Annotated in this window: 20 protein-coding genes; 14 read left to right on the top strand and 6 right to left on the bottom strand. The window is 61.6% G+C overall.

Annotated elements, in window-relative coordinates; genetic code table 11:
• Positions 1 to 3 precede the first annotated feature (3 nt).
• Together ocd and rocF are read right to left on the bottom strand one after the other, a co-directional pair.
• Positions 4 to 1,065, bottom strand: coding sequence for an ornithine cyclodeaminase (gene ocd / locus NKJ78_RS28530; RefSeq protein WP_023740148.1), 1,062 nt, complete (start codon positions 1,063 to 1,065; stop codon positions 4 to 6).
• Positions 1,062 to 1,997: an arginase gene (rocF, locus tag NKJ78_RS28525; protein WP_023740147.1), complete on the bottom strand. Its 936-nt coding sequence runs from the start codon at positions 1,995 to 1,997 to the stop codon at positions 1,062 to 1,064. Before rocF ends, ocd begins: the two co-directional genes overlap by 4 nt.
• Before the next feature lie 146 nt (positions 1,998 to 2,143).
• Here rocF and NKJ78_RS28520 point away from each other — a divergent pair, with 146 nt between their 5' ends.
• From NKJ78_RS28520 to NKJ78_RS28505, 4 genes are all read left to right on the top strand, one after another.
• On the top strand, positions 2,144 to 2,584 hold the full coding sequence (locus NKJ78_RS28520) for an Lrp/AsnC family transcriptional regulator (RefSeq protein ID WP_023685065.1): 441 nt from the start codon (positions 2,144 to 2,146) through the stop codon (positions 2,582 to 2,584).
• A 589-nt stretch (positions 2,585 to 3,173) separates the two neighbouring features.
• Positions 3,174 to 4,388, top strand: a complete 1,215-nt coding sequence (locus NKJ78_RS28515; protein WP_023740146.1) for a glycosyltransferase family protein — start codon at positions 3,174 to 3,176, stop codon at positions 4,386 to 4,388.
• Position 4,389: 1 nt separating this feature from the next.
• Positions 4,390 to 5,634, top strand: a complete 1,245-nt coding sequence (locus NKJ78_RS28510) for a glycosyltransferase (RefSeq protein ID WP_023740145.1) — start codon at positions 4,390 to 4,392, stop codon at positions 5,632 to 5,634.
• Positions 5,631 to 6,779: a glycosyltransferase family protein gene (locus tag NKJ78_RS28505; protein WP_023740144.1), complete on the top strand. Its 1,149-nt coding sequence runs from the start codon at positions 5,631 to 5,633 to the stop codon at positions 6,777 to 6,779. Before NKJ78_RS28510 ends, NKJ78_RS28505 begins: the two co-directional genes overlap by 4 nt.
• On the opposite strand, the gene NKJ78_RS28500 is transcribed toward NKJ78_RS28505, so the two are convergent.
• Complete coding sequence (locus tag NKJ78_RS28500) at positions 6,757 to 7,428, bottom strand: class I SAM-dependent methyltransferase (protein WP_081726163.1); 672 nt, start codon at positions 7,426 to 7,428, stop codon at positions 6,757 to 6,759. The two genes, NKJ78_RS28505 and NKJ78_RS28500, sit on opposite strands and share 23 nt — an antisense overlap.
• 266 nt (positions 7,429 to 7,694) lie before the next feature.
• On the opposite strand from NKJ78_RS28500, the gene NKJ78_RS28495 reads away from it, so the two are divergent.
• From NKJ78_RS28495 to NKJ78_RS28485, 3 genes are all read left to right on the top strand, one after another.
• Positions 7,695 to 10,409, top strand: a complete 2,715-nt coding sequence (locus NKJ78_RS28495; RefSeq protein ID WP_023706793.1) for an ABC transporter transmembrane domain-containing protein — start codon at positions 7,695 to 7,697, stop codon at positions 10,407 to 10,409.
• A 34-nt stretch (positions 10,410 to 10,443) separates the two neighbouring features.
• Complete coding sequence (locus NKJ78_RS28490; protein WP_023672144.1) at positions 10,444 to 10,911, top strand: cyclic nucleotide-binding domain-containing protein; 468 nt, start codon at positions 10,444 to 10,446, stop codon at positions 10,909 to 10,911.
• Positions 10,912 to 11,022: 111 nt separating this feature from the next.
• On the top strand, positions 11,023 to 11,874 hold the full coding sequence (locus tag NKJ78_RS28485) for an MBL fold metallo-hydrolase (protein ID WP_023706794.1): 852 nt from the start codon (positions 11,023 to 11,025) through the stop codon (positions 11,872 to 11,874).
• Position 11,875: 1 nt separating this feature from the next.
• Here the strand turns inward: NKJ78_RS28485 and NKJ78_RS28480 are convergent, their stop codons facing one another.
• Positions 11,876 to 12,634 carry a polysaccharide deacetylase family protein gene (locus NKJ78_RS28480; RefSeq protein WP_352460931.1) on the bottom strand — a complete coding sequence of 253 codons (759 nt, stop codon included), beginning with the start codon at positions 12,632 to 12,634 and terminating at the stop codon, positions 11,876 to 11,878.
• Positions 12,631 to 13,719 carry a glycosyltransferase family 4 protein gene (locus tag NKJ78_RS28475; RefSeq protein WP_352460930.1) on the bottom strand — a complete coding sequence of 363 codons (1,089 nt, stop codon included), beginning with the start codon at positions 13,717 to 13,719 and terminating at the stop codon, positions 12,631 to 12,633. The genes NKJ78_RS28480 and NKJ78_RS28475 overlap by 4 nt, the downstream gene beginning before the upstream one ends.
• 74 nt (positions 13,720 to 13,793) lie before the next feature.
• On the opposite strand from NKJ78_RS28475, the gene NKJ78_RS28470 reads away from it, so the two are divergent.
• The 7 genes from NKJ78_RS28470 to NKJ78_RS28440 all read left to right on the top strand — a co-directional run bounded on the left by NKJ78_RS28470 (position 13,794) and on the right by NKJ78_RS28440 (position 23,364).
• A complete protein-coding gene (locus tag NKJ78_RS28470; protein WP_031196755.1) occupies positions 13,794 to 14,972 on the top strand; it encodes a DUF3095 domain-containing protein in 1,179 nt (392 codons plus the stop codon).
• Between the two features lie 303 nt (positions 14,973 to 15,275).
• Entirely contained in the window at positions 15,276 to 16,616 is a 1,341-nt protein-coding gene (locus NKJ78_RS28465; protein WP_352562758.1) for an adenylate/guanylate cyclase domain-containing protein, read from the top strand.
• 151 nt (positions 16,617 to 16,767) lie between these two features.
• Positions 16,768 to 18,663: an ABC transporter ATP-binding protein gene (locus tag NKJ78_RS28460; protein ID WP_023710305.1), complete on the top strand. Its 1,896-nt coding sequence runs from the start codon at positions 16,768 to 16,770 to the stop codon at positions 18,661 to 18,663.
• Positions 18,660 to 20,558, top strand: coding sequence for an ABC transporter substrate-binding protein (locus NKJ78_RS28455; RefSeq protein WP_352562757.1), 1,899 nt, complete (start codon positions 18,660 to 18,662; stop codon positions 20,556 to 20,558). Before NKJ78_RS28460 ends, NKJ78_RS28455 begins: the two co-directional genes overlap by 4 nt.
• A gap of 2 nt (positions 20,559 to 20,560) precedes the next feature.
• The gene (locus tag NKJ78_RS28450; protein ID WP_352460926.1) at positions 20,561 to 21,559 is read left to right on the top strand and encodes an ABC transporter permease; all 999 of its coding nucleotides are present in this window, start codon (positions 20,561 to 20,563) and stop codon (positions 21,557 to 21,559) included.
• The gene (locus tag NKJ78_RS28445) at positions 21,556 to 22,737 is read left to right on the top strand and encodes an ABC transporter permease (protein WP_031198424.1); all 1,182 of its coding nucleotides are present in this window, start codon (positions 21,556 to 21,558) and stop codon (positions 22,735 to 22,737) included. The genes NKJ78_RS28450 and NKJ78_RS28445 overlap by 4 nt, the downstream gene beginning before the upstream one ends.
• A 147-nt stretch (positions 22,738 to 22,884) precedes the next feature.
• Entirely contained in the window at positions 22,885 to 23,364 is a 480-nt protein-coding gene (locus tag NKJ78_RS28440) for a class I SAM-dependent methyltransferase (protein WP_023672134.1), read from the top strand.
• Positions 23,365 to 23,379: 15 nt separating this feature from the next.
• On the opposite strand, the gene NKJ78_RS28435 is transcribed toward NKJ78_RS28440, so the two are convergent.
• The gene (locus NKJ78_RS28435) at positions 23,380 to 24,795 is read right to left on the bottom strand and encodes an adenylate/guanylate cyclase domain-containing protein (protein WP_023685078.1); all 1,416 of its coding nucleotides are present in this window, start codon (positions 24,793 to 24,795) and stop codon (positions 23,380 to 23,382) included.
• Positions 24,796 to 24,904: the final 109 nt, after the last annotated feature.

Genomic DNA, 24,904 nt, shown 5'->3' with positions numbered 1-24,904 from the left:
CCCTCAGGCGGCTGCCGGCTGCAGCGCTGCCCTGAGCAGCATGCCGAAGAGGTCGCGCGGCTCGTCGGGATCGGCGAGCAGGTCGAGCTCCTCGTAGAGGCCGGTGGCCTGAAGCTGGTCTCTGATATAGCGCAGTGCGGAAAAATCCTCGGTGGCGAAGCCGACGGAATCGAACAAGGTGATCTGTTCCGCCGTCTTGCGGCCTTCCGCCTTGCCGGTCATCACCTGCCACAACTCGGTCACCGGATGGTCGGCGTGGAGCTGCTGGATTTCGCCCTCGATGCGCGTCTGCGGCGAGAACTCGACGAAGATGTCGGAGCGCAAAAGGATGTCGCGGTGCAGTTCCGTCTTGCCGGGGCAGTCGCCGCCGACCGCGTTGATGTGCACGCCGGAACCGACCATGTTGTCGGTGAGGATGGTGGCGGACTGCTTGTCGGCGGTCACCGTGGTGATGATGTCGACTCCTTCCACAGCATCCTGGCCGGTGGCGCAGATGGTGATGTCAAAGCCTTTGCCGGCGAGGTTGCGGGCGCATTTTTCCGAAGCCGATCGGTCGATGTCGTAGAGCCGCAGCCGGTCGATGCCGAGCAGCGCTTTGAAGGCGACAGCCTGGAATTCGGACTGGGCGCCATTGCCGATGATGGCCATTGAGCGCGCGCCCCTGGGCGCCAGATATTTGGCGGCGACGGCGGAGGTGGCCGCGGTGCGCAGCGCCGTCAGGATCGTCATTTCGGTGAGCAGCATCGGATAGCCGGAACCGACATCGGCGAGCACCCCGAAGGCGGTGACGGTCTGGCGCCCCTCGCGCATGTTCTTGGGATGGCCGTTGACATATTTGAAGCCGTATAGCCGGCCGTCGCTGGTCGGCATCAGTTCGATGACGCCGTCATGGCTGTGCGAGGCGATGCGCGGCGTCTTGTCGAACAGCTCCCAGCGGCGAAAATCCTCCTCGATATAGGCGGCGAGTTCGGTGAGGAACCGCTCGACGCCGATGGTCAGCACCAGCTTCATCATGCGGTCGACGCTGACGAAAGGGACGATGGCAAGGCGGGAAGGCTGGGTCATGCAATGCTTCCGGAATGGCTGCGGGTCGGGCGGTCCATGATGCGCCGGCCCATCAGGCTGGCGGCGAGGTCGACAATCAGCGTGGCGGTGCGGCCGCGCTCGTCGAGGAACGGGTTGAGTTCGACCAGATCAAGGCTGGAGACCAGGCCGCTGTCGGACAGCATCTCCATCACCAGATGCGCCTCGCGGAAGGTGGCGCCGCCGGGCACGGTGGTGCCGACGGCCGGCGCGATGGAGGGGTCGAGGAAGTCGACGTCGAGGCTGACATGCAGCAGGCCGTTTGCCTTTTCGACGATGGCCAGGAAGGCGCGCAGCAAAGGTGCGACGCCGTGCTCGTCAATGGTGCGCATGTCGTGCACGGTAACCCCCGCTTCGCTCAGCGCCCGGCGCTCCGCCGGATCGACGCTGCGCAGGCCCATGACGCAGATGTGGGCAGGGTCGACGGCGACAGGCAGGTCCGGGAAATAACCGTTGAAGCCCGGCCGGCCGCTGGCATAGGCGAGCGGCACGCCGTGCAGATTGCCGCTGACGGTGGTATCGAGCGTGTGGAAATCCGGATGCGCGTCGAGCCACAGCACGAAGAGCGGCCGGTCGCGTTCGGCGGCGCGGCGGGCTATGCCCGACACAGTGCCGGCCGATATCGCGTGGTCGCCGCCAAGGAAGATCGGCATGGCGTCTCGCGAAGCCGCATAGGCGGTCTCGGCAATTGCCGCCGTCCAGGCGGAAATCTCCGGTAGGGCCTTCAGCGCGAGATTGCCATGGACGATTGCGCGCACGGCGGCCGGTTGCACTGCGCCCCAGTCCTCGACCTCGTGGCCGAGCTCCGACAGCACCGAGACAAGCCCGGCGGTGCGCAGCGCGCTTGGCCCCATCTCGCATCCCATCCTGCCGGCGCCGTCCTGCACCGGCGCGCCAACGATCCTGCAGCGCATGGCTTTTGTTGTCCTTGTAAATTGATTGGGCGGTTGATGCGTGGAATGAACCATCCCGGCCCGGCAGTATGAACAGGCGAAATTGGCATTTCGAGAAGAATGATTTATCAATTCGATAAGTCAGTTTGGTCAAAGTGGATAGAATCATGGACTTGCTCGACGAAAGGCTGGTCACGCTGCTCAGGCATGATGCCCGGCGCAGCATCTCCGATCTCGCGGTCGATCTCGGGGTGTCGCGCGCCACGGTCAGGGCGCGCATGGAGCGACTGGAAAAAACGGGCGAGATCATCGGCTACACGGTGGTGCTGCGCGCCGACGCGGTCGACCAGCGGATACGCGGCGTGATGATGATCGAGATCGAGGGCCATGCTGCCGACCGCGTGGTCCGGGCGCTTGGCGGCCTCGCCGAGGTTTCGACCATTCACACCACCAATGGCCGCTGGGACCTGGTGGTCGAACTCGGCACGGCCTCGCTCACCGATTTCGACGCGGTGCTTAGGCGGATACGGCTCATCCCCGGGATAACCGGCAGCGAGACAAGTCTGCTGCTGGCAACGCCGAGGACGACAAGGGCTCGGCTGGCTTAGCCGCCGTTCCGGCCGGCGTGTTCACGCAAAGCTTTGTGACGGATCTGGCGAATGGGGCGCCCGGCCTGCGAATCTCATTGAGGGCGAAGCTATCCTCCACATGGCGGAGCAAGCCGGATGACGCGAGATTGCACCAGCTTGAACGGTGCAAGGACCGGACGCTTGCCACAGGCCAAGGCTGATGGCAGGATAAAAGGCCGCAACGTGCGGCCTCTGGCGGCCGTTGTGTTTCGATGGATTATGAAGCATTTTCCCAAGGTGCGGGTTCTCCTCACAATGTGCGGCAGCCTCGTTTCGCCTTGGTCGCCCTTGATTTTTCGCAATGTGCGCTTTGCCTGCCTCAGGCCGCAGGGCATTTAATTCCACGGGGTCAAGCCTCATGACAGAGATTTGTGCTCGGGCCGTCTATCGTCGGCGAAGACAAGGCATGGCGCCACAATCAGCGCCCCTGGCATTCGTGACCTGGTGAAGAATGCCGTTGCGTACCTCTCGCCCCCATGTTTCAAAACAGGTCGATAGACCCGCGAGAATGGTTTCGAAGCCTGCGGGGTTGCCCACGGTCCGGCGAGAATTCTAAAAGACGTTCACAATGACACAGCACGCAAAAGACGCACGAATTCTCATGTACAGCCACGACACGTTCGGGCTCGGCCATTTGCAGCGTTGCCGAACGATCGCTCATTCGCTGGTCGGGGATTTCCGCGGACTTCAGGTGCTAATCATTTCGGGTGCGACCATCGCCGGCGCCTTCGACTACCGCGCCCGCGTCGACTTCGTGAAGATCCCCAGCGTCATCAAGCTACGCAACGGCGAATACACCTCGCTGGAAAAGGACATCGATCTGCATGAGACGCTCAGGATGCGGCAGTCGATTATTCGCCACACAGCCGAGAGCTTCCGGCCGGATATCTTCATCGTTGACAAGGAACCGCTGGGGCTGCGCGGAGAGATCGAGGATACGCTGTCCTACCTCAAGACGCGGGGCACCACGCTCGTGCTTGGCCTGCGCGAGGTGATGGACGCGCCGCATTTGCTCGAAGCGGAGTGGGCACGCAGGGATGTGATGCGCAAGATTGGCCTGTTCTACGACAAGGTCTGGGTCTATGGCCCGCCGGATTTCCACGATCCGTTGACCGGCCTGGACGTGCCGCCGGCGGTCAGGGCAAAGATGAAGTTCGTCGGTTTCCTGCAACGGAGCCTGCAGCAGAACCAGTTGCCCGGCCACCGGCCCGAGGGCGACTATATCCTGGTTACCACCGGTGGCGGCGGTGACGGCGCCGACCTGATCCACAACGTCATCGAGGCCTATCAGCAGGATCCGCGATTGCAGCACCGGGCGCTGATCGTGCTTGGGCCCTACATGCCGGCGCGCAAGCGCAACAAGCTGGTCAGGAAAGGGGCCAAGATCCCCTATGTCAAGATCATCGAATTCGACAACCGCATGGAAGAGCTGATTGCCGGCGCCAAGGCGGTGGTGGCGATGGGCGGTTACAACACCTATTGCGAGATATTGTCTTTCGACAAGCCGGCGCTGATCGTGCCGCGCGTCACGCCGCGCGAGGAACAGCTGATCCGGGCACGGCGCGCAGCCGAACTCGGCCTCATCGAGATGCTTTTGCCTGAGGAGGCCGAGGATGCCCAGCGGTTCGCCGATGCGCTGCAGGTTTTGCCGGGCCGGCCCCGCCCATCGCAGAGCAATGCGCATCTGACGCTGGAAGGGCTGCCTCATATTTCCGAAATCGTCGCGGAACTGCTCGACCGGCGGGCCGGCCATCACCTTTCGGTCATTGAAGGCATGAACTGAGTTGCAACACCGCAAGATCGTCGTGGTTCTGAAGGGCTACCCGCGGCTGTCGGAAACCTTCATCGCGCAGGAGCTGCTCGGTCTGGAGCGTGCGGGGTTCGACCTGATACTTTTCGCGCTCAGGCGGCCGACCGACGCAAAACGCCATCCCGTGCACGATGAGATCAAGGCCCCCGTCCACTATCTACCGGAATATCTGCACAGAGAGCCGCTGCGCGTGCTTCGGTCGCTGTTTGCCTGTCTGCCGCGGCCTGGCTTCTGGCGCGCGCTCAAATCGCTGGCTGCCGATATCCGCCGCGACTTTACCCGCAATCGCGCGCGCCGCTTCGGGCAAGCGCTCGTGTTGGCCGCCGAATGGCCGCAAGACGCGGGATGGCTGCATGCCCATTTCGCGCACACGCCGGCATCTGTGACGCGCTATGCCAGCCAGCTTCGTGGCTTGCCCTGGAGCTGCTCAGCCCATGCCAAGGACATCTGGACGTCGGCGGACTGGGATCTGGCCGGCAAGCTTTCCTCGGCGCGCTGGACGGTCACGTGCACGAAAACCGGCTTCGACCATCTGAAAAAACTCGCCAACGGCAGTTCGTCCGTGCATCTGAGCTATCATGGGCTCGACCTTGACCGCTTCGGCAGTTTCGGCGAGGCGCGAAAACAGCATGACGGCTCGGCGCCGGCCGAACCGGTCATGATCTTGAGTGTCGGACGCGCCGTTGAAAAGAAAGGCTATGATACGTTGCTCGAGGCTCTTGCCCTCTTGCCTGGCGATCTGGCGTGGCGTTTCGAGCATATCGGTGGCGGCGAGGAACTGAAACGGCTGAAAGCGCTGGCGCAAAGGCTCGGGCTGGAGGGGCGCGTCTCCTGGAAAGGCGCGCTGGCGCAGGAGGAGGTGCTTGAGCACTACCGCAGCGCCGACATTTTCGCTTTGGCCTGCAGGATCACCGCGGACGGCGACCGGGACGGCCTGCCGAATGTTCTGGTGGAGGCGGCCAGCCAGCGGCTTGCCTGCGTGTCGACCGATATTTCCGGCGTGCCGGAGCTTTTATCGTCGGATGAAACCGGGCTGCTGATTCCCTCGGAAAACCCGACTGCCCTGGCACAGGCGCTGGAGCGCCTGATCCGCGATCCCGTCCTGCGCGCCCGCCTCGGCGACGCCGCGGAGCGGCGCGTGCGAAGCAATTTCGACCATGTGGCAGGCATTGGACAGCTCAAGGAACTGTTCGAGCGGGAGTGGCGGGTCGCCGAATGAAGCGGCTGCGCGCTTTCTTCTATGTTCAGCACCTGCTCGGCATCGGCCATCTCGCGCGCGCCAGCCGCATTGCGGCGGCTCTGGTCGATGACGGGTTCGACGTCACCGTCGTGACCGGCGGAGCGCCGATCGCGGGATTTCCGGGATCGGGTGTAAAATCCGTGACCCTGCCGCCTGTCACCTCCGGTGACGAAGGGTTTTCCGGACTTGTCGACCTGCAGGGCAAAGCCATCGACGATGATTTCAAGACGCGGCGCTCAGAGATGCTGCTGCAGGCTTTCCGGAATTACAGGCCCGACATCGTCATTATCGAGGCGTTTCCCTTTGGACGCCGGCAGATGCGTTTCGAACTCTTGCCACTGATCGAGGCCATCGAAGCGACATCGCCCAGACCGCTGCTGGCGGCGTCCGTCCGCGACATCCTTCAGGAGCGCGTGAAGCCGAGCCGAAACGAAGAAACGGTCGATCTCGTCAACAGGCATTTCGATCTTGTCATGGTCCATGGCGATCCGGCTTTCGCAACCATCGACAAGACATTTCCGCTGGCTGGGGCGATCAGGGCCGAGGTCGCCTACACCGGGCTCGTTGCCGCGCCGCCGGCGCAAGCGGCCTCAGAGCGCTTCGACGTTCTGGTGTCGGTTGGCGGCGGGGCGGCCGGAAAGAGCCTTGTCAGATCCACCGTCGCGGCGGCGCGAAATGCCGATAACGCCTGGACATGGTGTTTGATCACCGGCCCAAACCTGCCGAAGGACGAGTTTGACGCGATTTCACGCGATGCCTCCCCACGCCTGTCCATCTTCCGGTTCCGCGAGGATTTCGCCAGCCTGCTGACCGGCGCCCGCCTGTCGGTCTCGCAGGCGGGTTACAACACGGTCTGCGATGTCATGCGCGCGGGGTGTCGCTCGCTGCTCGTTCCATTTGCAGCCGGCGGGGAAACCGAGCAGACGCGTCGCGCTCTGATGCTCGAAGAGCTCGGTCTTGCAACGGTGCTGACGGAACAGGACCTGACGCCTGAAGGTCTGGCGCATGCGATCGAGCAGGCGCTTGCCGGACCGCCGCCAGCCGCGCATCGTCTCGATCTGGAAGGGGCGCGGCGCTCGGCGCAAATCCTGTGCGAGCGCTTCAAACAGCTCCGATCAGCATGAAGCGTGTATAATTTTTTGTCGGCAATTCGCCGGAGAACCTGATCTGCCGCAGCGCCGCCATGGCTTCGAAGGCTGCAAGTGACGCCACGCAGTTGATGTGCGTCGGCTCGCTGAAATAATCGTTCGACTGCAGCAGCACGTTCGTACCCCGCGGAAGCAGGGCAAGCCAGGCGCTGAGATCGGCTATGTGTTCGCAGCTCGTATTGACCACCAGGTCAGGCCCGCCGGCGGCATAGTCGAGTGTGTACATATCTGCCGTCAGCGCTTGAAACCGCTCGCCGGCTTGCCGGTTGAGTGTCCGGGCGACCGCGCCGACTTCGGGATCGATGTCGATGCTGTCGATCGCCCCGATGTCGAAGCGGGCGTCATTGAAAAGCATCGCCGGCAATACGCCGTACCATCCACCCAGAACCCATATGCGCTCGAACCGGCCGCCGCAGCTTTCGAACAGCCTGTCGAGCGCCCACATCTTGCAGGCGACCTGCTTGTGGTTGAAGGCATTGGCGATATCGGCCTGCGGATGCTTGGCGATGACGCGCGCCAGCCCGGCCACGAGAGGGTGGTCGACATAGGCGGCAATTCCCCGCGTGAGGTCCAGGGCTTGCTCATGCCCACCCATGCCGGCATTGCGTGGTTGCGTGACATCCATCATATTCGTCTTCTATGTTGGGATTTCGGGCGACACAACGCAATCTTGCCTCTTGCAAGCCTGTTCGACTTGCGGACGCGACTGTGGCGCAAGCCGTTTCGCCATTGACCGGAGGAGGCCGATTGCATTTGTCCGGACCATCGGCGCCCATCCGTCTGGCGCGCAGCTGCCGCTTCGAACTGGTCGATGGCAGCGAAGACATGGCCGATACACCATTCGCCAGCAGGTGCCTTTACATTCCGCATCCTTCAAACTGACAATCGCATATGGAAACCAGCCTAGCCCGCTATATCTGGACGCACACCAGGAAGCAGCAGCTCTGGATATTGATGATCGTCGTGCTTTCGATGGTCCCGTATTTCATGTCGTTCGACCTGCCGAAGCTGATCGTCAACGGCCCGATCCAGGGCAAGGGGTTCGAGCAACCGGGCGCGACCCTGCCATTCATGAGGTTGCACTATAACCTGCCGTTCATCGGCGAGGTGCAGTTCTTCTCCGGTTTTCAGCTCGACCGCACGTCGACGCTGCTTGCGCTCAGCCTTGTTTTCCTCTTGCTGGTCGTCATCAACGGCTTGTTCAAGCTCTACATCAACACTTACAAGGGCCGGCTCGGCGAACGCATGCTGCGGCGTATTCGTTTCGATCTGGTCGATCGTGTGCTGCGGTTTCCGCCGGTTTACTTCAAGCGGGTGAAATCCGCCGAAGTGGCGACCATGGTGAAGGACGAGGTGGAGCCGCTGGGCGGCTTCATTGGCGATGCCTTCCTGCAGCCGGTGCTGCTCGGCGGCCAGGCGCTGACGGCCATGCTGTTCATCATGGTCCAGAACGTCTGGCTCGGAATGATAGCGGTCGTGATCGTGGCGATCCAGATCGTGCTTATCCCGCGAATGCGGCGGCGGCTGCTCGTGCTCGGGCGCCAGCGGCAGTTGACGGCGCGCGCGCTTTCAGGCCGGGTTGGCGAAATCGTCGACGGCATCGGCGCGGTTCACGTCCACGATACGTCGAACTACGAGCGCGCCGACATAGCAGCCCGGCTCGGGCTCATCTTCAAAATCCGCTTCGATCTTTACCAATGGAAATTCATGGTAAAGTTCCTCAACAATTTTCTCGCGCAGCTCACGCCCTTTCTGTTTTACATGATCGGTGGCTATCTGGTCATCCAGGGGAGGTTGGATGTCGGCCAGCTCGTGGCCGTGATCGGCGCTTACAAGGACTTGCCCGGACCGATGAAGGAACTGATCGACTGGGATCAGGACCGGCAGGATGTCCAGGTCAAATATCAGCAGGTCGTCGAACAGTTCACCGTCGAGAATATCATCGCGCCGGAAATCGGAGCACTGACGGTCGACGATCCCGATCCGATGACCAAGCCGCTGTCGGCGGTCAGCCTGTCGATAGCAGACGATGGCGGCGCAATGCTCCTCAATCGCATCTCGCTCGAGGTCAAGCCGGGTGAGACGGTGGCTCTGGTCAGCACCGCAACAGGGGGAGCGGAGGCGCTTGCGGAAGCCTTTGCGCGGCTGACCTGGCCGGACAGCGGAAGGATCGTTTCGGGCTCCGATGACTTGCTTGATCTCCCCGAAGCCGTGACCGGCCGGCGCATGTCCTACGCTTCGTCGGATGTTTTCCTGTTCCAGGCAAGCCTGCGCGACAATTTGCTCTACGGTTTGAAGCATGCGCCGCTGACATCGGTGACATATGACGGCGCAGCGGCGGACCAGCACCGTTGGAATATCGACGAGGCGCGCCGGTCGGGCAATCCGGATCTCGATATCCGCAGCGACTGGATCAACTATGCCTCCGCCGGCGCCACCGGCCCGCACGACCTCTTCGAAGCCGTGCGCCGGGTGCTCGACGCGGTTCTTCTGTCGCGCGACATTCTGGATCTTGGCTTGCGCTCTTCGGCCGACCTCAAGCGCCACACGAAGCTTGCCGAGCGGATCGTCGAATTGCGTGCGGCGCTGCGAACCCGGTTGGAGGAAGAAGGCCTGAGCGCGCTGGTGGTTCCTTTTGAACCGGGCGCCTACAACAAGGAAGCGACGATCGGCCAGAACCTGCTCTTCGGCGCCGCGGCCGGCCCCGAACTGGCTCACAAGGCACTGGCGTCCAATCCCTATTTTGCTTCCGTGCTGAAGCAAGCCGGCCTCGACCGCACGCTCTACGAAATGGGCATGGAGATCGCCGAACAGGCGATCGAGCTGTTTGCCGACCTGCCGCCCGAACACCAGTTCTTCCAGCAGCTCGCCTTCATGAGCGCCGAGGAGATACCCGCCTACGAAACCTTGCTGCAACGGCTCAAGAATCGCCCCTACGATGCGGTTTCGGAGAACGACCGCGCCATGATGGTCACCTTAAGCTTTGCCTATATCGAGCCCCGGCATCGCTTCGGCCTGTTGACCGACGAGCTGATGAGCAAGATCATCGCTGCACGCAACCAGTTCTATGAAAACCTGCCGGCCGAGCTGGAGAAAGCTGTCGAACGGTTTGATCCTGCCAAATACATCGCCGCGGCCACCGTCATGGACAACGTCCTGTTCGGGCGTGTCGGCAACAACCATCCCGACGCGCCGGACCGTATTCGCTCCATCGTCTATGATATTCTTGACGAACTGGGACTTTATGCCGAGCTTCTGGATGTCGGCCTGGACTTCAACGTCGGCGCCGCCGGCAGGCGGCTGACCGGCGGACAGCGACAGAAGCTCGATGTTGCCCGCGCCTTGCTCAAGCGTCCCGATTTCCTCATTCTCAATCGGCCGCTGTCGGCGCTCGACCAGCGCGTGCAGGACAAAGTGTTGCGGAATGTGCTCGACGAAGCCAGACGCGACGGCCATTCGCCGGCAATTGTGTGGGTGGTGACGAATCCGGCAATGGCGGCGATGTTCGATCGGGTTGTGGTCTTTGACTCAGGCCAATTGGTGGAAGACGGAACACACGAGACACTCTTGGCGGGAAACGGTATCTTCAAGGAACTTGTGTCATAGTCTGGCAAACGCGAATTCAGGAAGGTTTGCGACAATGCTGCTCAAGGATGAAGTTGGAATGCTGCAACGCGTTCCCTTGTTCTCTGGCATCGAGCCGACAAAGCTCAAGCTGCTCGCGTTCACGTCCGATCGCGTGAACTACAGTGCCGGCCAGATTCTTTTCCGGCAGGGCGACGAGGCAGACGCCGCCTATGTCATCCTTTCGGGCAGCGCGGATATTCTGGTCGATTCCGACAATGGGCCGATCAAAGTTGCTGAATTGCTGCCAAATTCGATCGTTGGCGAGATTGCCATATTGTGCAACAGCTCCCGTACTGCCACCGTCAAAGCGGCAAGTGAGCTGGAGGCCTTGAGAATCCGCAAGGACCATTTCCTGAGGCTTATGAAGGAGTTTCCCGAAATGACCATCGAGATATTGCGGGTTCTTGCCGATAGGCTAAGCAGTACGACCGCGGACCTGATCGACGCACGAACGGCCGAGAGCGATTCACAGTTGCACTGAAGCGGCGAGCCGCTCTGTTTCTTTGTTTTGATGCAGTTTCCGGAACCGTGTCACACCTTTCCTGGAACGACTCTGGCAGCAGTTGGTTGGCTACGATGGGCGAAAGGGTGCATGGACGACGATTTCTTCCTTGTCAGGTTTTGGGGCGTGCGCGGCAGCATTGCGGTGTCGGGGCCAGAATTTGCTCGCTATGGCGGCAACACGATCTGCATCGAGATGCAATGCGGCAAGCATACGCTTCTGTTCGACGCGGGCTCCGGCTTGCGGCCTGCCGGCAGGACGCTTCGGGCGGCGGGCGTCACCGATTTCGACCTGTTTTTCACCCATTGCCATTACGATCACATCATCGGGCTGCCGGCTTTCAAGCCTATTTATGAACGAGGCATCAAAGTTACGCTTTGGTCCGGGCATCTGGCTGGACGCATGACGACGCGGCAGATGGTCGATGAATTCATTCGGCCGCCATGGTTTCCGGTGACACTCGGTGTCTGCAAGGCGAGCCTCGACTGCCGCGATTTCGCATCCGGAGACCTGCTTCGGCCACGCGAAGGAGTTGTTGTACGAACCGGTAGTCTTACCCATCCGGGCGGCTGCATCGGCTACCGGGTCGAATGGGGGGGCCGCGTCGTGGCGGTCATCACAGACACCGAGCACGAGCCGGGCAAACTCGATCCGGCGGTGCTCGGTCTGATCGAGAATGCCGACCTCGTCATTTACGATTGCACCTACACCGAGGAGGAAATGGAGCGCTACCGCGGCAACGGGCACTCGACATGGCAACAGGGCGTCAAGCTCTGCGAGGCGGCCGGCGCGCGCGGGCTTGCGCTGTTTCACCACGATCCGGCACGCACAGACGATGAGCTGGACGAGATGGAGAAACTGGCCAAGGACAGATTTGCCGGCGCTTTTGCGGCGCGGGATGGCCAGACGCTCACATTTCCAGTCTTGCACAAAAAGCGCTGAGCTATTTTCCGGCGCTGCGTTCTGTCAGTGTGCTGATCGGAAGCCATGCGCAGGCTTCTGCCCGCGCGGTGATCGTGAACAGCCGTTCGAGGAAAAGCCAGGCCGATTCATCATGGACGAGATGGTGGGTGAGCAGGCCGACCGGTTCGCCGCCGTCGAATGCACGCTGCAATTGCGCGACGATGGCCTGAACCAACAGACCATGATCGCGGCAGCCGCGCGTGCCATGCCAATCCATGATGTCGACATTGCTGTTGATGACCGCCAGGGAAGCCGGCCTTGCCGGCCCGAACACCGACAATGCCGCAAATCCTATCGATCCGAGGTCGGGTACCAGACCGGCGTCGATCCGGTTCCAGGGCGGCACCAGCATCGGAACCGCACGTGCGCCGTGCAGGCCTGTTACGCGCGACAGCCCGCCGGCCAGCTCATCCAGCACCACCTCGCGTGGCCGATGCGCGCCGAGCTCCTGCTTTTTTTGACCCTCGGGCGCATGATTTCGGTGCGCCCAGCCATGAATGGCGACCGTGGCATGCGGCGCCGCGTCAAGCCGGACGACAAGCGTCCCGTCGGTCCGGGCCGGAATGACGGCCAGAGTGACCGGCACCGCGAAGTCACCGGTGAGGTCGAGCAACCGATCGAGCGCCGGCGTCGGATCCACGGCGTCATCGTCGCGCAGCCAGAACTCTGCCTTGCGGCCCGCCCGTTGCCGGTACGCCAGCTCGTCCACCAGGGGCTGCCAAGTCGGGTCGGATGTCATGACAACGGGATCATCTTGAGAAGTTCCGCCAGACGGGCCTTTGCAGCACCGAGAGAGCGTTCTTCGAGAACGAAACGTCTGGCCTCTGCAGCCATGATGGTTCTTTCATCATTATTGGCCAGAAGCCTTGCAATTGCGGAAGCGAACGCCGCCACATCGCCTGGCGGGGTGAGAAGCCCGGTCTGGCCATGCCGCACGACCTCCGGCACGCCAGCAATGTCCTGAGCCACCACCGGAAGGCCGGCGGCCTGTGCTTCAAGATAGGCAATGCCATAGGCCTCGCCGTAACCCGGCCAGACGTAGATTCCCCCGCGATAGAGGACATCCGGCACGGCGACCGGCTCAATCGCGCCAAGCCATTCGATACGGTCGGCGGGCAAGCCGGCGAATTGCGCCTTTACCTCGTCACGGGCAGGTCCGTCCCCGACGACCGACAGCGTCCAGGGGAGGTGGCCGATTAACCCGAGCGCCTGCGCCAGCATGCGATAGCTCAAGACCTTGTCGCCCGGGCGCATCATGGCGACGGTCACGAGGCGCGTCGGATAATCCAGTACCGGCATTTCGTGGAATGCCGATGTGTCGATGAAGGGTGAAAGCATACCGAGAGCGGCGTGGGGAACAGCATCCGCCAGCCCCTGGCGATCCCTTTGCGTGAAGCAGATGTTCAGCGCCGCCTGCTCGATGGCTCGCGCCACCAATGCCTGGCTATCGGCCCACGAACCGGCGTTGCGCCGTTCGGAATAGGAGGCTTCGGCCGTCACATAGGGGACAGCAAAGGCCAACGCCAGCTCGGGCCCGATCAGGTCGGGCGCCTTGTAGTAGGGATGATAGGAGAACCAGAGATCGGGCTTGCCGTCACGGTCCCAAAGCCTTGTCAGTCGCGCGGCTTCGTCCCGGGCCTCGATCATGAGCGCATCGAAACTTTTCGGTTCCGGCTGGCGTAGATAGAAGCGCAACTCCGATGCCAGTTCGACGCTATGCCCGCCATGCTGCAGCGCCTGGACCAGCATCCGTGCCATCTGGCGGTCGCCGGAGACAACGGGATGATTGGGCGACTTCAGCGGGGCGTAGAAGGCAATTCGCATCGCGCGATCCTATCATCGCAAAGCCTGCCCAAGTCAATTTCGAGGCATGATCGACTTCACCTTCAAGCGCTGGAATGTGCTATCTGATGCTTATGGAAACAGCTGTCGCGTCCGACCCGTTCGTCGCTTCTTTGCCGGTCTTCGCAAAGTTCGAAAGCGTTGCCGATATCGATAACTATCGGCCTCTCCCCGATGGCTGGGCGCTGGCCACCGCCGACATCGTCGGCTCGACCAAGGCGATCGAAGCCGGGCGCTACAAAACCGTCAATATGGCCGGCGCCAGCGTCATTTCGGCGCTGCTCAATGCACTGGGCCGGCAAGATCTTCCCTTCGTCTTCGGCGGCGACGGCGCGCTCGTGGCGTTTCCCGGCTCGGCGCTGGAGATCGCCCGTAACGCGCTGGCTTCTGTCCAGAGATGGGTGGCGGACGAACTGGACCTGACCTTGCGTGCCGCAATCGTGCCGATAAAGGACATAAGAGCGCAAGGCCTCGACGTTCGCGTGGCGAGGTTCCAGGCCTCCGAAGCAGCCTTCTATGCCATGTTCGCCGGCGGCGGCGGCAGTTGGGCGGAAGCCGAAATGAAAGCCGGGCGCTACCGCGTCGACCCCGCCCCGGCCGGCGCGCGGCCGGATCTGACCGGCCTCTCCTGCCGCTGGAACCCGATCGAAGCCCGGCATGGCGAAATTGTCTCGATCATAGCCGTGCCGGGGGCATCGCGCGACTTGCGTGGTTTCCAGTTTCTGGCTTCCGACATCATCGCCCTTGCCGGCAGGCAGGAGCGCGATGGCCACCCGGTGCCGGTGGACGGTCCGGCCTACAGCCTCCTGCCCGCCGGCCTCGATGTCGAGGCACGGGCCACGGCGCCGCCAGGGCGGCGGTGGCTGGCCAAGCTGTGGGTGATCTTCCTGATGACGCTTACGGCCGTCACCGACAAATTGGGCTGGACGATCGGCGGTTTCGATCCGAAGGTCTACAAGCGCGAGGTGGCCAGCAATTCGGATTTCCGCAAGTTCGACGACGGCTTGAAGATGACCATCGACGTCGACGCGGATGTGTTGCAGCGGATCGAGAACCGGCTGAAACAAGCGGAAGAGGCCGGCATCTGCAACTATGGCCTGCACCGCCAGAAGTCGGCCTTGATGACATGCCTCGTCATCTCGCCGCTGCAGCGCGATCATGTTCACTTCATCGATGGCGCCGCCGGCGGCTATGCAATGGCTGCCGCAAGCCTGAAGGCGAAGGCGCCGGTCTGATGACGGCTTGGGGAATCGATTTTCCGCAATGCGCCGCGGCCATGGTTCTTGGGACCCGGCGAGCCCAACGGGGCCTGAGCCGACCAATTATTTGCGCGATGTCAGGATCGGGATTGCACTTCGCCGGCAGCCTCGCCACATAGTGTTGCAGGTGATTTGTGCGGTCGACGTCTGCTTGCTTCCTGCAAGGACAGTCATTCGGGATATTCTTCGCCGGCTTCTGCCCCCGAAGCCGGCTTCATTGACTTCGAGAATTTTGCGGATCAAAGGAGATGGCTCGTCTTCGACGGGTTTCGAGATAGCATGAGCACAGCGCAAGCAGAAATTTCCAACATTCTCATGGATAAGGTTGCCGATTGGCTGACCCAGTCGGCGCTGGCGGGCGACGACCTGGAAACATTGGTCAAGGGTTTTTGTGAACGGCTGGCTGCTGCCGGCCTGCCGCTGAAGCGGGTGCATTTGAGCTTTTCGATGCTGCATCCGCTTTATGACGCGCTCGGTTTCACCTGGATTCGCGGCCAAGGCCTGGAAGTGGAAGGCTTCCGGAGTGAGAACGGCGTCCATTCCGACAGATTCCTGACCAGCCCATACTACCATCTGCTCAGCAACAAGCTCGATCATCTGCGGCGCCGGCTCGACCCGTCGGTGCGGTCGGAGTTTCCTGTTTTCGATGAGCTCAGGCTTATGGGCGTCACCGATTACATGGCTTTCGTCCATCCCTTCAACGGCGATACAAGTCAGGGCATGTTGGGGTCCTGGTCCACCGACAGTGCTTCAGGCTTCAGCGACAGCATGATTTCGGCGCTGCTGCGGATCCAGAACCATCTCGCTATAGCAAGCAAGATGGCGGTGCTCACCAAGCTCGCCGACAACATGATGACCACGTATCTCGGCGGTGACGCCGGCAGGCGCGTGCTGGACGGCCAGATCAAGCGCGGCGAGGGCGACACAATCCGGGCCGCGCTGGTGATGGGCGATATGCGCGGGTCGACAAGGCTCGCCGAAACCTCCGGCCGCGAAGTCTATATCGATACGCTGAACCAGTTTTTCGATGCCATCGCAGCACCTTTCAATCGCAAAGGCGGGCAGATCATGAGTTTCCTGGGGGATGGATTCATTGCCGTCTACCCCTGCGAAAGGCACCGGGCGCAGTCAGAGATCGCCTGCCAGGCTGCTCTTGCGGCTGCGCACAAGGCCAGCATGCGCATGATGGAGCTCAATCTGCGCAGAAAAGAGCAAGGACTGGGCGATATAAAATTTGGTATCGGCCTGCATGTCGGCAATGTGATGTTCGGCAATGTCGGGCTTACCGACCGACTCACATTCTCGGTCTTCGGCTCGGCTGTAAACGAGGTCCAGCGTCTCCAGACCCTGACCAAGAAATATCCGCACAGCGTTCTCGCCAGCAAGGACTTCGCCGGTTATTGCGGGGCCAACAGCTGGCTGACGCTCGGCGAGGAGGAACTGGCGGGCAGCAAGCAGAAGCTGACGGTGCTTTCACCCGATCTGTCGGGTGCTCTCGTACTCGATGAAGACGCTGCGCTGCAGCCGTTTCACGATCGGATATCGGACGCCGAGCAGGTCATGCTACTTCATCGCGATGCCGCGCGGCTGTCGGCGGGCGACCGGAGGAAGCTCCAGTAGTCACCACCATCCGATCTGGACGCCCTGGTATGCTGTCCGGCCGCCGGTCGCCGGGGAATTCGTTTCGAATCCAAGTTGCTCTGCGCTGACAATGCGCTAGTCTTGCTTTTTGGGGCCGGTCGGGAGGCGCCAGATTGGGGCTGGTGTGGGAATGGATGCAGGCGTTGATCTGCTGCGGATCGAGGATGTTGGCATCTCTTTTGCCATTGTCGGGGGACCGTTGCATGCCGTCAGGCGGGCAAATCTTCGCGTCCTGCCCGGCAAGGTCACCGCGCTTGTCGGTGAGTCCGGTTCCGGAAAATCGGTTCTCAGCCAGGCCGTGATGGGCATCTTGCCGAACACGGCCCATGTTCGCGGCCGTATCCTGTTTTCCGATCCCAAAAAGCCCGGCACGACGCAGGATATCCTGCAGATGCCGCGAGACGGACCCGAAATCCGGGCGTTGAGAGGCAGCCGCATCGGCAAGATCTTTCAGGAGCCGATGACATCGCTGTCGCCGCTGCACACGATCGGCAACCAGGTCAGCGAATCCCTGCAGATTCATACGCACATGGACCGGACGGAGCGCAAGGCACGGACCGAGGAAATGCTCGGCCTCGTCGGGTTTCCCAATCCCAAGCGCGCCTACGACATGTATCCGTTCGAACTTTCGGGAGGATTGCGGCAACGCGCCATGATCGCCATGGCGCTTATCTGCCGGCCCGCTCTGTTGATCGCCGATGAGCCGACAACGGCGTTGGACGTCACCATCCAGGCGCAAATCCTGCAATTGCTTCGTGGACTCCAGACCAAGCTCAACATGGCAATGCTGCTGATCACACACGACCTCGGCGTGGTTGCCAATGTCGCCGACGAGGTGGTGGTCATGTACCATGGCGAGATCATGGAAGCGGGCCCTGTGGAGGCAATATTCCGCCGGCCAGGCCACCCTTACCTGAAGGGCCTGATGGCAGCCGTCCCGCATTTCGACCTGAAACCTGGCGAAAGGCTGAAGGCGCTCCGCGAGGTGCCGGTGAATGTCGGGACCCTGCTGGGCAAGCAGACGGCGCCGGAAGCGAAGGGGCCGGACGACATTCTGCTGTCGGTCAGGGATCTGAAAAAGGTCTACACCATCCGCAACTCCGGATGGTTCGGCGGGAGCCATCAGACCTCAGTTCGCGCCGTGGACGGCGTCAGCTTCGACATCAGGCGAGGTGAGTGCCTGGGCCTGGTTGGCGAAAGCGGCTGCGGCAAAACCACCGTCAGCAAGATCCTGATGCGGGCCGTCACCCCTACCGGCGGCTCCGTGATCTTCAACGGCCGCGACGGACCGATCGACGTCCTGGAAGCCGAGGGAGACGCCCTGCGCTTGCTGCGGGCGAAACTCCAGATGGTTTTCCAGGATCCGGTCTCGTCGCTCTCGCCTCGCATGACCGTGGAAAACATCTTGAGCGAGCCGCTGGAAATCCATCAACGTGGCAATGCCGCGTCCCGGCTAGCCACAGTCAAGAGCCTGATGCAGGCAATCGGGCTCGATCCGCGCTTCATCCAGCGTTATCCCCACAGCTTCTCCGGCGGGCAGCGTCAGCGTATCGGCATTGCGCGCGCCTTGGCGCTGGGGCCTGAACTGCTGATCTGCGACGAGCCGGTTTCGGCGCTCGATGTCTCCGTGCAGGCGCAGATCCTGAACCTTCTGAAGGACCTGCAGAAGGAACTGGGCCTGACCTACCTGTTCATATCCCACAATCTGGCGGTGGTGGACTACATGGCGGACCGCATCGCGGTGATGTGCGGCGGGCGTATCGTCGAGCTTGCACCGCGCGAAATTCTGCTCAGGAAACCGATCCACCCCTACACGCGCTCGCTGCTCGCCGCAGTCCCCTTCCCCGATCTCGACCGGCCGATGGATTTCAAGACGCTGAAGCTCGGCGGCGCTTCCGACACCAGCGCATGGGGCCCGCAATTCCGCGACGAGGGCGAAGAGGATATGCTGTCGCCGCTCGATCTCGGCGGCGGCCATCTCGTGCTGGCCCGACGTTCGGCCGATGTCAGCGAGTTACGCCATTGATCAGCCGCCGCACTGTCCTTGGTCTCATGGCTTCGGCATTTCTGCCGGGCACGGCGCGCGCCGGCGATCTGGAGCCGGATTTTCTTCAGCCGCAGCTGAAAGCCAGGGCTCTGCCGCCACTCGCGGAGCGCCTGCCCAAAAGCCCGCGCGCGTTGAACCTCGCGGCGATGGGCCGGCAGCCCGGCCAGTATGGCGGCACGCTGCGTACGATCATCGGCAGCCAGAAAGATATCCGGATGATGACGATCTACGGGTATTCCCGGCTGGTCGGCTATGACGAAAAGCTTAACTTTCAGGCCGACATTCTCGAAAGTTTCGACGTAAAGGATGATCGCGTCTTCACGTTCAAGATTCGTGAAGGCCATAAATGGTCAGACGGCAGCCTGCTGACGCCGGAGGATTTTCGTTATTGCTGGGAAGATGTCTGGCTGAACGATGAGCTTTCGCAAGGGGGGCTCGCCCCTGCCCTGCTGGCGGACGGCAAGCCGCCACGTTTCGAGATCGTCGATCCGTTGACGGTGCGCTACAGTTGGGACGCGCCCAATCCCGACTTCCTGCCCAAACTTGCCGCTGCTTCGCCGACACCGCTTGTTTTGCCAGCCGCCTATCTCAAGCAGTTCCACAAGAAATATCAGGATCCATTCCGGCTCGCCGGCCTGATGAAGGAGAACCGGACCGCAAAATGGACGCTGCTGCACATCCGCATGTCGCGGCAGTATCGCCCGGAGAACCCGGATCTGCCGACACTCGACCCCTGGCAGAACCGGACCAAGCCGCCGGCCGAGCAGTTCATCTTCGAGCGCAACCCGTTCTTTCATCGAACAGACGAGAACGGCCGGCAACTGCCCTATGTCGACCGGATCATCATGAATGTCAGCTCGTCGGCGATCATCTCCGCCAAGACCGGTGCGGGCGAGAGCGACCTGCAATGCATGGGAATCGACTTCAGCGATTACTCCTTCCTGAAGGACGCGGAGAAGCGCTACCCGGTGAAGATGCATCTGTGGAAACGCACACAGGGTTCGCGGCTGGCGCTCATGCCCAATCTGAATTGTGCCGACCCGGTGTGGCGTGGCCTTTTGCGTGACGTGCGCGTGCGCCGCGCACTTTCGCTCGCTGTGGACCGGCGCGAGATCAACATGGCCGTCTTCTACGGATTGGCGCAGGAAAGCGCCGATACGGTCTTGCCGGAGAGCCCGCTCTACCGGCCGGAATTCGCGAAAGCCTGGGTCGCCCACGATCCCGACCAGGCCAATGCACTGCTTGACGAGATCGGGCTTCAGGCCCGTGACGATGACGGCCTGCGGCTACTTCCCGATGGACGCCCGGCGCAGATCATCGTGGAAACGGCCGGCGAAAGCACGCTGGAAACCGATGCGCTCGAACTCATCACCGATCACTGGCGCAAGATCGGCATCGCTTTGTTCATCCGGACTTCGCAGCGCGACATCTTCCGCAGCCGCGCGCTGGGCGGCCAGATCCTGATGTCGATGTCGTCGGGCATCGACAATGGCGTGCCGACCGCCGACATGAATCCATACCAGTTGGCCCCCACCATCGACGACCAGCTGCAATGGCCGCTCTGGGGCGCTTACTATCTGTCGCATGGCAAGATGGGTGAGGCGCCCGATGTTCCTGAAGTGGTCGAGTTGATGGCTTTGCTCAAGCGCTGGAACGGATCGACCCAATCCAGCGAGCGCGCCGAAATCTGGAACTCGATGCTGTCGATCTACACCGATCAGGTGTTCTCTATCGGTACGGTGAACGAAACACTTCAGCCGATTCTGGTATCCTCGCGGCTGCGCAACCTGCCTGACAAAGCACTCTACGGCTACGACCCGACCTCCTATTTCGGTGTCTACATGCCGGACACATTCTGGCTTGGAGGCTCCTGAGCGTGCTTCGATATCTTGTCTGGCGCATCGCCGTGATGGTTCCAACGCTGCTGGTCATATCGGCGCTGGTGTTCACCATCATCGAACTTCCGCCGGGGGACTATTTCGACAGCTATGTCGCTGAGCTTCGGGCCCAGGGCGAAGCGGTGGATTCCGACCGCATCCGGATGATGCGCAAGGAATATGGTTTCGACCAGCCGCCGGTCATTCGCTACTTCTACTGGGTGGGCGGGATGCTGCACGGCGATTTCGGCTATTCCTTCGAATATGAGCTGCCGGTTCGCGACGTCGTCGGCGACCGAATGTGGCTGACCGTGCTGGTTTCCTTCGTCACGATCATCTTCACCTGGCTCATCGCCTTTCCGATCGGCATGTACTCCGCCACGCATCAATACAGCTGGGGCGACTACGGCCTGACTTTCTTCGGCCTTCTCGGCCTTGCCATTCCGAATTTCATGCTGGCGCTGATCCTGATGTATTTCGCCAACATCTGGTTCGGCACCTCCATCGGCCATCTCATGGACCAGCAATATCTCGGCGAGCCGATGAGCTGGGCCAAGGCGAAGTCGATCCTCGCCCATCTCTGGATCCCGGTCCTGATCATCGGCACCGGAGGCACGGCGAGCATGATCCGGCGGCTGCGCGCCAATCTGCTCGATGAGCTGCACAAGCAATATGTCGTGACCGCGCGCGCCAAGGGCCTGCATCCGTTCAAGGCGCTGGTCAAATATCCGCTGCGCATGGCGCTCAATTTCTTCATTTCCGACATCGGCTCGATCCTGCCTGCCATCATTTCCGGCGCCGAAATCACGGCTATCGTTCTGTCATTGGAAACGACCGGGCCGATGCTGATCAAGGCGCTGCAAAGCCAGGATATGTATCTGGCAGGGTCATTCCTGATGTTCCTTGCCTTCCTGACGGTTATCGGCGTGCTGATTTCCGACCTGGCGCTGGCGCTGCTTGATCCACGAATTCGTTTGCAGGGTGGCAGCACCAAATGAAGCAGGACTCGCCGCTGCCCGCTCCGGGTGCTCCACTGCAACACTACATTTCCGGCGCGCCCTTCGACCTGCAGTCGGTCGAGGCGATGACGCCGGAGCAATCGAAGGTCTTTCAGGCATCGCAGTTGCGGCTGATGTGGTGGAAATTCCGCAAACACCGGCTTGCGCTTATATCCGGCATATTCCTGGCAGTGCTGTATTCCGGGATACTGATCTGCGAGTTCCTGGCGCCCTACAATCTGCACTCGCGCAACATGGACTACATCTATGCGCCGCCGCAGCACGTGCACCTGTTCCACAATGGCGAGTTCGTCGGGCCGTTCGTCTATGGCCGCCAGATGACGCTGGATATGGACACGCTCAAGCGGAACTACATCGAGAACCACGACGATGTTCAGCGGCTCCGTTTCTTCTGCAAGGGCGACACTTATCGGTTCTGGGGCCTGATCGAAGGTGACAGGCATTTTGTCTGTCCTGCCGAGAACGGCCAACTCTTTCTGGCCGGCACCGACAGGCTGGGGCGCGACGTGCTCTCGCGCATGATCTATGGCGCACGCATTTCACTGACTATCGGCCTCGTCGGCATCAGTTTCAGCTTCCTGCTCGGCATCGTCATCGGCGGACTGGCCGGCTATCACGGCGGTATCTTCGACCTGATCGTTCAACGAATAATCGAAGTCCTGCAATCGATTCCCAGCATTCCGCTATGGCTGGCCCTGGCGGCGATCATGCCGATAACCTGGAGTCCGATCCTGATCTATTTCGGCATCACCGTCATCCTCGGGCTGCTCGACTGGACCGGACTGGCGCGGGCCGTGCGTTCAAAGCTTCTGGCCTTGCGCGAGGAGGATTACGTTCTGGCGGCGCAGTTGATGGGCGCCGGAAGCAGCCGCATCATCAGGCGGCATCTCATTCCCGGCTTCATGTCGCATCTGATCGCGACGGCGACGCTCTCCATCCCTGGCATGATCCTGGGCGAAACGGCGCTGAGCTTCCTCGGGCTCGGCCTGAGGGCGCCGATAACCAGCTGGGGCATCCTGCTCACCGAGGCGCGCAGCGTCAGCGTGATCGCGTTCTATCCATGGCTGCTTTTGCCGATGCTGCCGGTCATCCTCGTTATCATGGCGTTCAACTTCCTCGGCGACGGCTTGCGGGACGCCGCAGACCCCTACAAGTGATATCGCTGTTCCACCGCGCGGCCTGCCGAACACTCCACCCGGTATGACGCTTGTCGGCGGCCGGTTGCGTTATTGCAGGGTTCGTCGTTCGCCTTTATATGCAGCAAGCCTCGATCGGGGCTGCTGGTTCAGGACACACAATCGCATATGAGTCGCCTCGATAATTTCATCAGCAGGATGACCGCGCAGCGCGACATTCTCAATCGAATCTGCCCCGAGGTGGCGAAGATGGAGGGGCTTGTGCTTGAGCTCGGCCTCGGCAATGGCCGGACATTCCACCATCTGCGCGAGCTTCTGCCCGGGCGCCGGATCGTGGTGTTCGACCGCGAAGTTGGCGCGCACACTAGCTCAATTCCCGAAGCTGAAAACCTCGTGCTCGGCGAAATACGCGAGACGGGCCGCAAGTTCATTGGCATCGAAGCCGCCCTTGTTCATGCCGACATTGGCACCGGCTATGACGATCGCGATGCAGTGACCGCTACCTGGCTTCCCGATCTGATTGCGAGCCTGCTTCGCGTCGGTGGCTTCGCGGTCAGTGGCACGCCGCTCGATCACCCGCTGCTGCAACACCTCCCGGCGCCCACTTCGGAGCCCGCCGACCGTTATTTCCTCTGCAAGCGCGTGTGAGCGGTAGAGAACTCTTCAGGGGATCGTATAAACCGCAATCTCCCGCTCGATGCCGCGCAGCGAGACCTCGTGCGGCACGGGCGTCAGCGCGTTCCTGTGCAACAGATCGGCGGTGAGATTATCGTCGACCACCGCACGCGTGGCGAAGATCGCCTGTGCGTTGGCGAGGTTCTGGACCCGCGAAGCAATGTTGACCGTCTGGCCGAAATAATCCTGCCGCTCGTTCATGGACACGGCTATGCAGGGGCCGGCATGAACACCGATCTTGAGCAGAAGGTCCTCGCGCCCGCTTTTGTCATTGAGCGCCCGCATGGCGTCGCGCATCCGCAGCGCCGCGGCAATCGCACGGTCAGGCGTCGCGAAGGTCGCCATCACCGCATCGCCGATCGTCTTCACAACCGCCCCTGCCTCCGCCGCGACGATCTCGTGCAGAACCTGGAAGTGCTCGCGTACGAGATCGAAGGCTGAAAGATCGCCCACCCGCTCGTAAAGCTCGGTCGATCCGCGCAGATCGGTGAACAGGAAGGTCAGGCTGGTGATCTTCAGGCGCTGGTTGATGTCGAGCGTATCCGTGCGATAGAGATCCCGGAACGTCTGGTTGGTGAGCAGGCGCTTGGCGGTCACGAAGGGCCGGCGCTTGCCCAGGAAATCATGCAATACCGGGCAGGCGATGAAGACCGTCGGCAGCACGCGCGTGTCGGTCCTGTTTTCCAGCGAAATGCGCAATGGGCCGGGTTGCATCTCCAGCGTCTGGCTCTGGACATGGTCGCGGTCGAAGGCCAGAGAGAGGTTTCGCCGCTCTTTTGCCGGTTCGCCCTTCGCGTCGATGAACTGGGCCGAATGCGTGACCGGCTCGAAGACGATGATGAATTGGGGCGGAAGCTGGATGTGCAGAACCGCCTTTTCACCGGGCGCAAGCTCGATATCTTCCAGCGAGAACGCTTCCATCTTTTCCGCCAGATCCTCGTCCGGCAGATCGGCCCCGGACGCCCAGTAGATCTGGCGGTAATATTCCACCAACGGCAGTTCGTGTGGATTGTGGGCGGCAATCCTGCGCACGCGGGGACTGACGGTGAATGTCACCTCGACCATCTCGTCGAGGGTCGGCGAATAGCCCTGGGAGCACAGCGCGCAGGTGTATTCGTCCTTCTGCATGGTTTTCAGCGTGGCGTTGGTGTCGAGCACGCCGCCACAGCCGGGGCACAGAACATTCCAGGAAATGTCGAAGATGCCCACCCGCGCCGCATGGAGAAAGGCGCTTATGGTGCGTTCCTCGTCGAGGCCATGCTTGCTGGCGAAGGCCAGCGCATTGATGCGGCAAAGTTCGCGGTCCTTGCCCTCGGCGATGGTTTGCCGGATTGCGTCGATTGCCTGCGGATCGACATCGGTCGATTGCCGCAGAAGCGAGAACAGATCCTGAGCTTCGGTCATCGTGCAGGCTCCGGAAATTGCGCCGCTAGAGCATGATGCCGAAAAGTGTGAAGCGGTTTTCGGACGACATCATCCTCTATTTCCTGATTTAGAGGCGGATTCAGATTTC

This window comes from Mesorhizobium sp. M0037, from assembly GCF_040323635.1.
In the GTDB taxonomy this organism is placed as follows: domain Bacteria; phylum Pseudomonadota; class Alphaproteobacteria; order Rhizobiales; family Rhizobiaceae; genus Mesorhizobium.
This window is presented reverse-complemented; position numbering and strand designations above follow the sequence as displayed.

What these genes read in the sequence shown, in the direction of transcription:
- NKJ78_RS28470 (WP_031196755.1), top strand. Translation starts at nt 13,794, where the DNA reads ATGTGCTATCTGATGCTTATGGAAACAGCTGTCGCGTCCGACCCGTTC.
- NKJ78_RS28505 (WP_023740144.1), top strand. Translation starts at nt 5,631, where the DNA reads ATGAAGCGGCTGCGCGCTTTCTTCTATGTTCAGCACCTGCTCGGCATC.
- NKJ78_RS28465 (WP_352562758.1), top strand. Translation starts at nt 15,276, where the DNA reads ATGAGCACAGCGCAAGCAGAAATTTCCAACATTCTCATGGATAAGGTT.
- NKJ78_RS28495 (WP_023706793.1), top strand. Translation starts at nt 7,695, where the DNA reads ATGGAAACCAGCCTAGCCCGCTATATCTGGACGCACACCAGGAAGCAG.
- NKJ78_RS28485 (WP_023706794.1), top strand. Translation starts at nt 11,023, where the DNA reads ATGGACGACGATTTCTTCCTTGTCAGGTTTTGGGGCGTGCGCGGCAGC.
- NKJ78_RS28460 (WP_023710305.1), top strand. Translation starts at nt 16,768, where the DNA reads ATGGATGCAGGCGTTGATCTGCTGCGGATCGAGGATGTTGGCATCTCT.
- NKJ78_RS28515 (WP_023740146.1), top strand. Translation starts at nt 3,174, where the DNA reads ATGACACAGCACGCAAAAGACGCACGAATTCTCATGTACAGCCACGAC.
- ocd (WP_023740148.1), bottom strand. Translation starts at nt 1,065, where the DNA reads ATGACCCAGCCTTCCCGCCTTGCCATCGTCCCTTTCGTCAGCGTCGAC.
- NKJ78_RS28475 (WP_352460930.1), bottom strand. Translation starts at nt 13,719, where the DNA reads ATGCGAATTGCCTTCTACGCCCCGCTGAAGTCGCCCAATCATCCCGTT.
- NKJ78_RS28520 (WP_023685065.1), top strand. Translation starts at nt 2,144, where the DNA reads ATGGACTTGCTCGACGAAAGGCTGGTCACGCTGCTCAGGCATGATGCC.
- NKJ78_RS28500 (WP_081726163.1), bottom strand. Translation starts at nt 7,428, where the DNA reads ATGGATGTCACGCAACCACGCAATGCCGGCATGGGTGGGCATGAGCAA.
- NKJ78_RS28440 (WP_023672134.1), top strand. Translation starts at nt 22,885, where the DNA reads ATGAGTCGCCTCGATAATTTCATCAGCAGGATGACCGCGCAGCGCGAC.
- rocF (WP_023740147.1), bottom strand. Translation starts at nt 1,997, where the DNA reads ATGCGCTGCAGGATCGTTGGCGCGCCGGTGCAGGACGGCGCCGGCAGG.
- NKJ78_RS28490 (WP_023672144.1), top strand. Translation starts at nt 10,444, where the DNA reads ATGCTGCTCAAGGATGAAGTTGGAATGCTGCAACGCGTTCCCTTGTTC.
- NKJ78_RS28435 (WP_023685078.1), bottom strand. Translation starts at nt 24,795, where the DNA reads ATGACCGAAGCTCAGGATCTGTTCTCGCTTCTGCGGCAATCGACCGAT.
- NKJ78_RS28445 (WP_031198424.1), top strand. Translation starts at nt 21,556, where the DNA reads ATGAAGCAGGACTCGCCGCTGCCCGCTCCGGGTGCTCCACTGCAACAC.
- NKJ78_RS28480 (WP_352460931.1), bottom strand. Translation starts at nt 12,634, where the DNA reads ATGACATCCGACCCGACTTGGCAGCCCCTGGTGGACGAGCTGGCGTAC.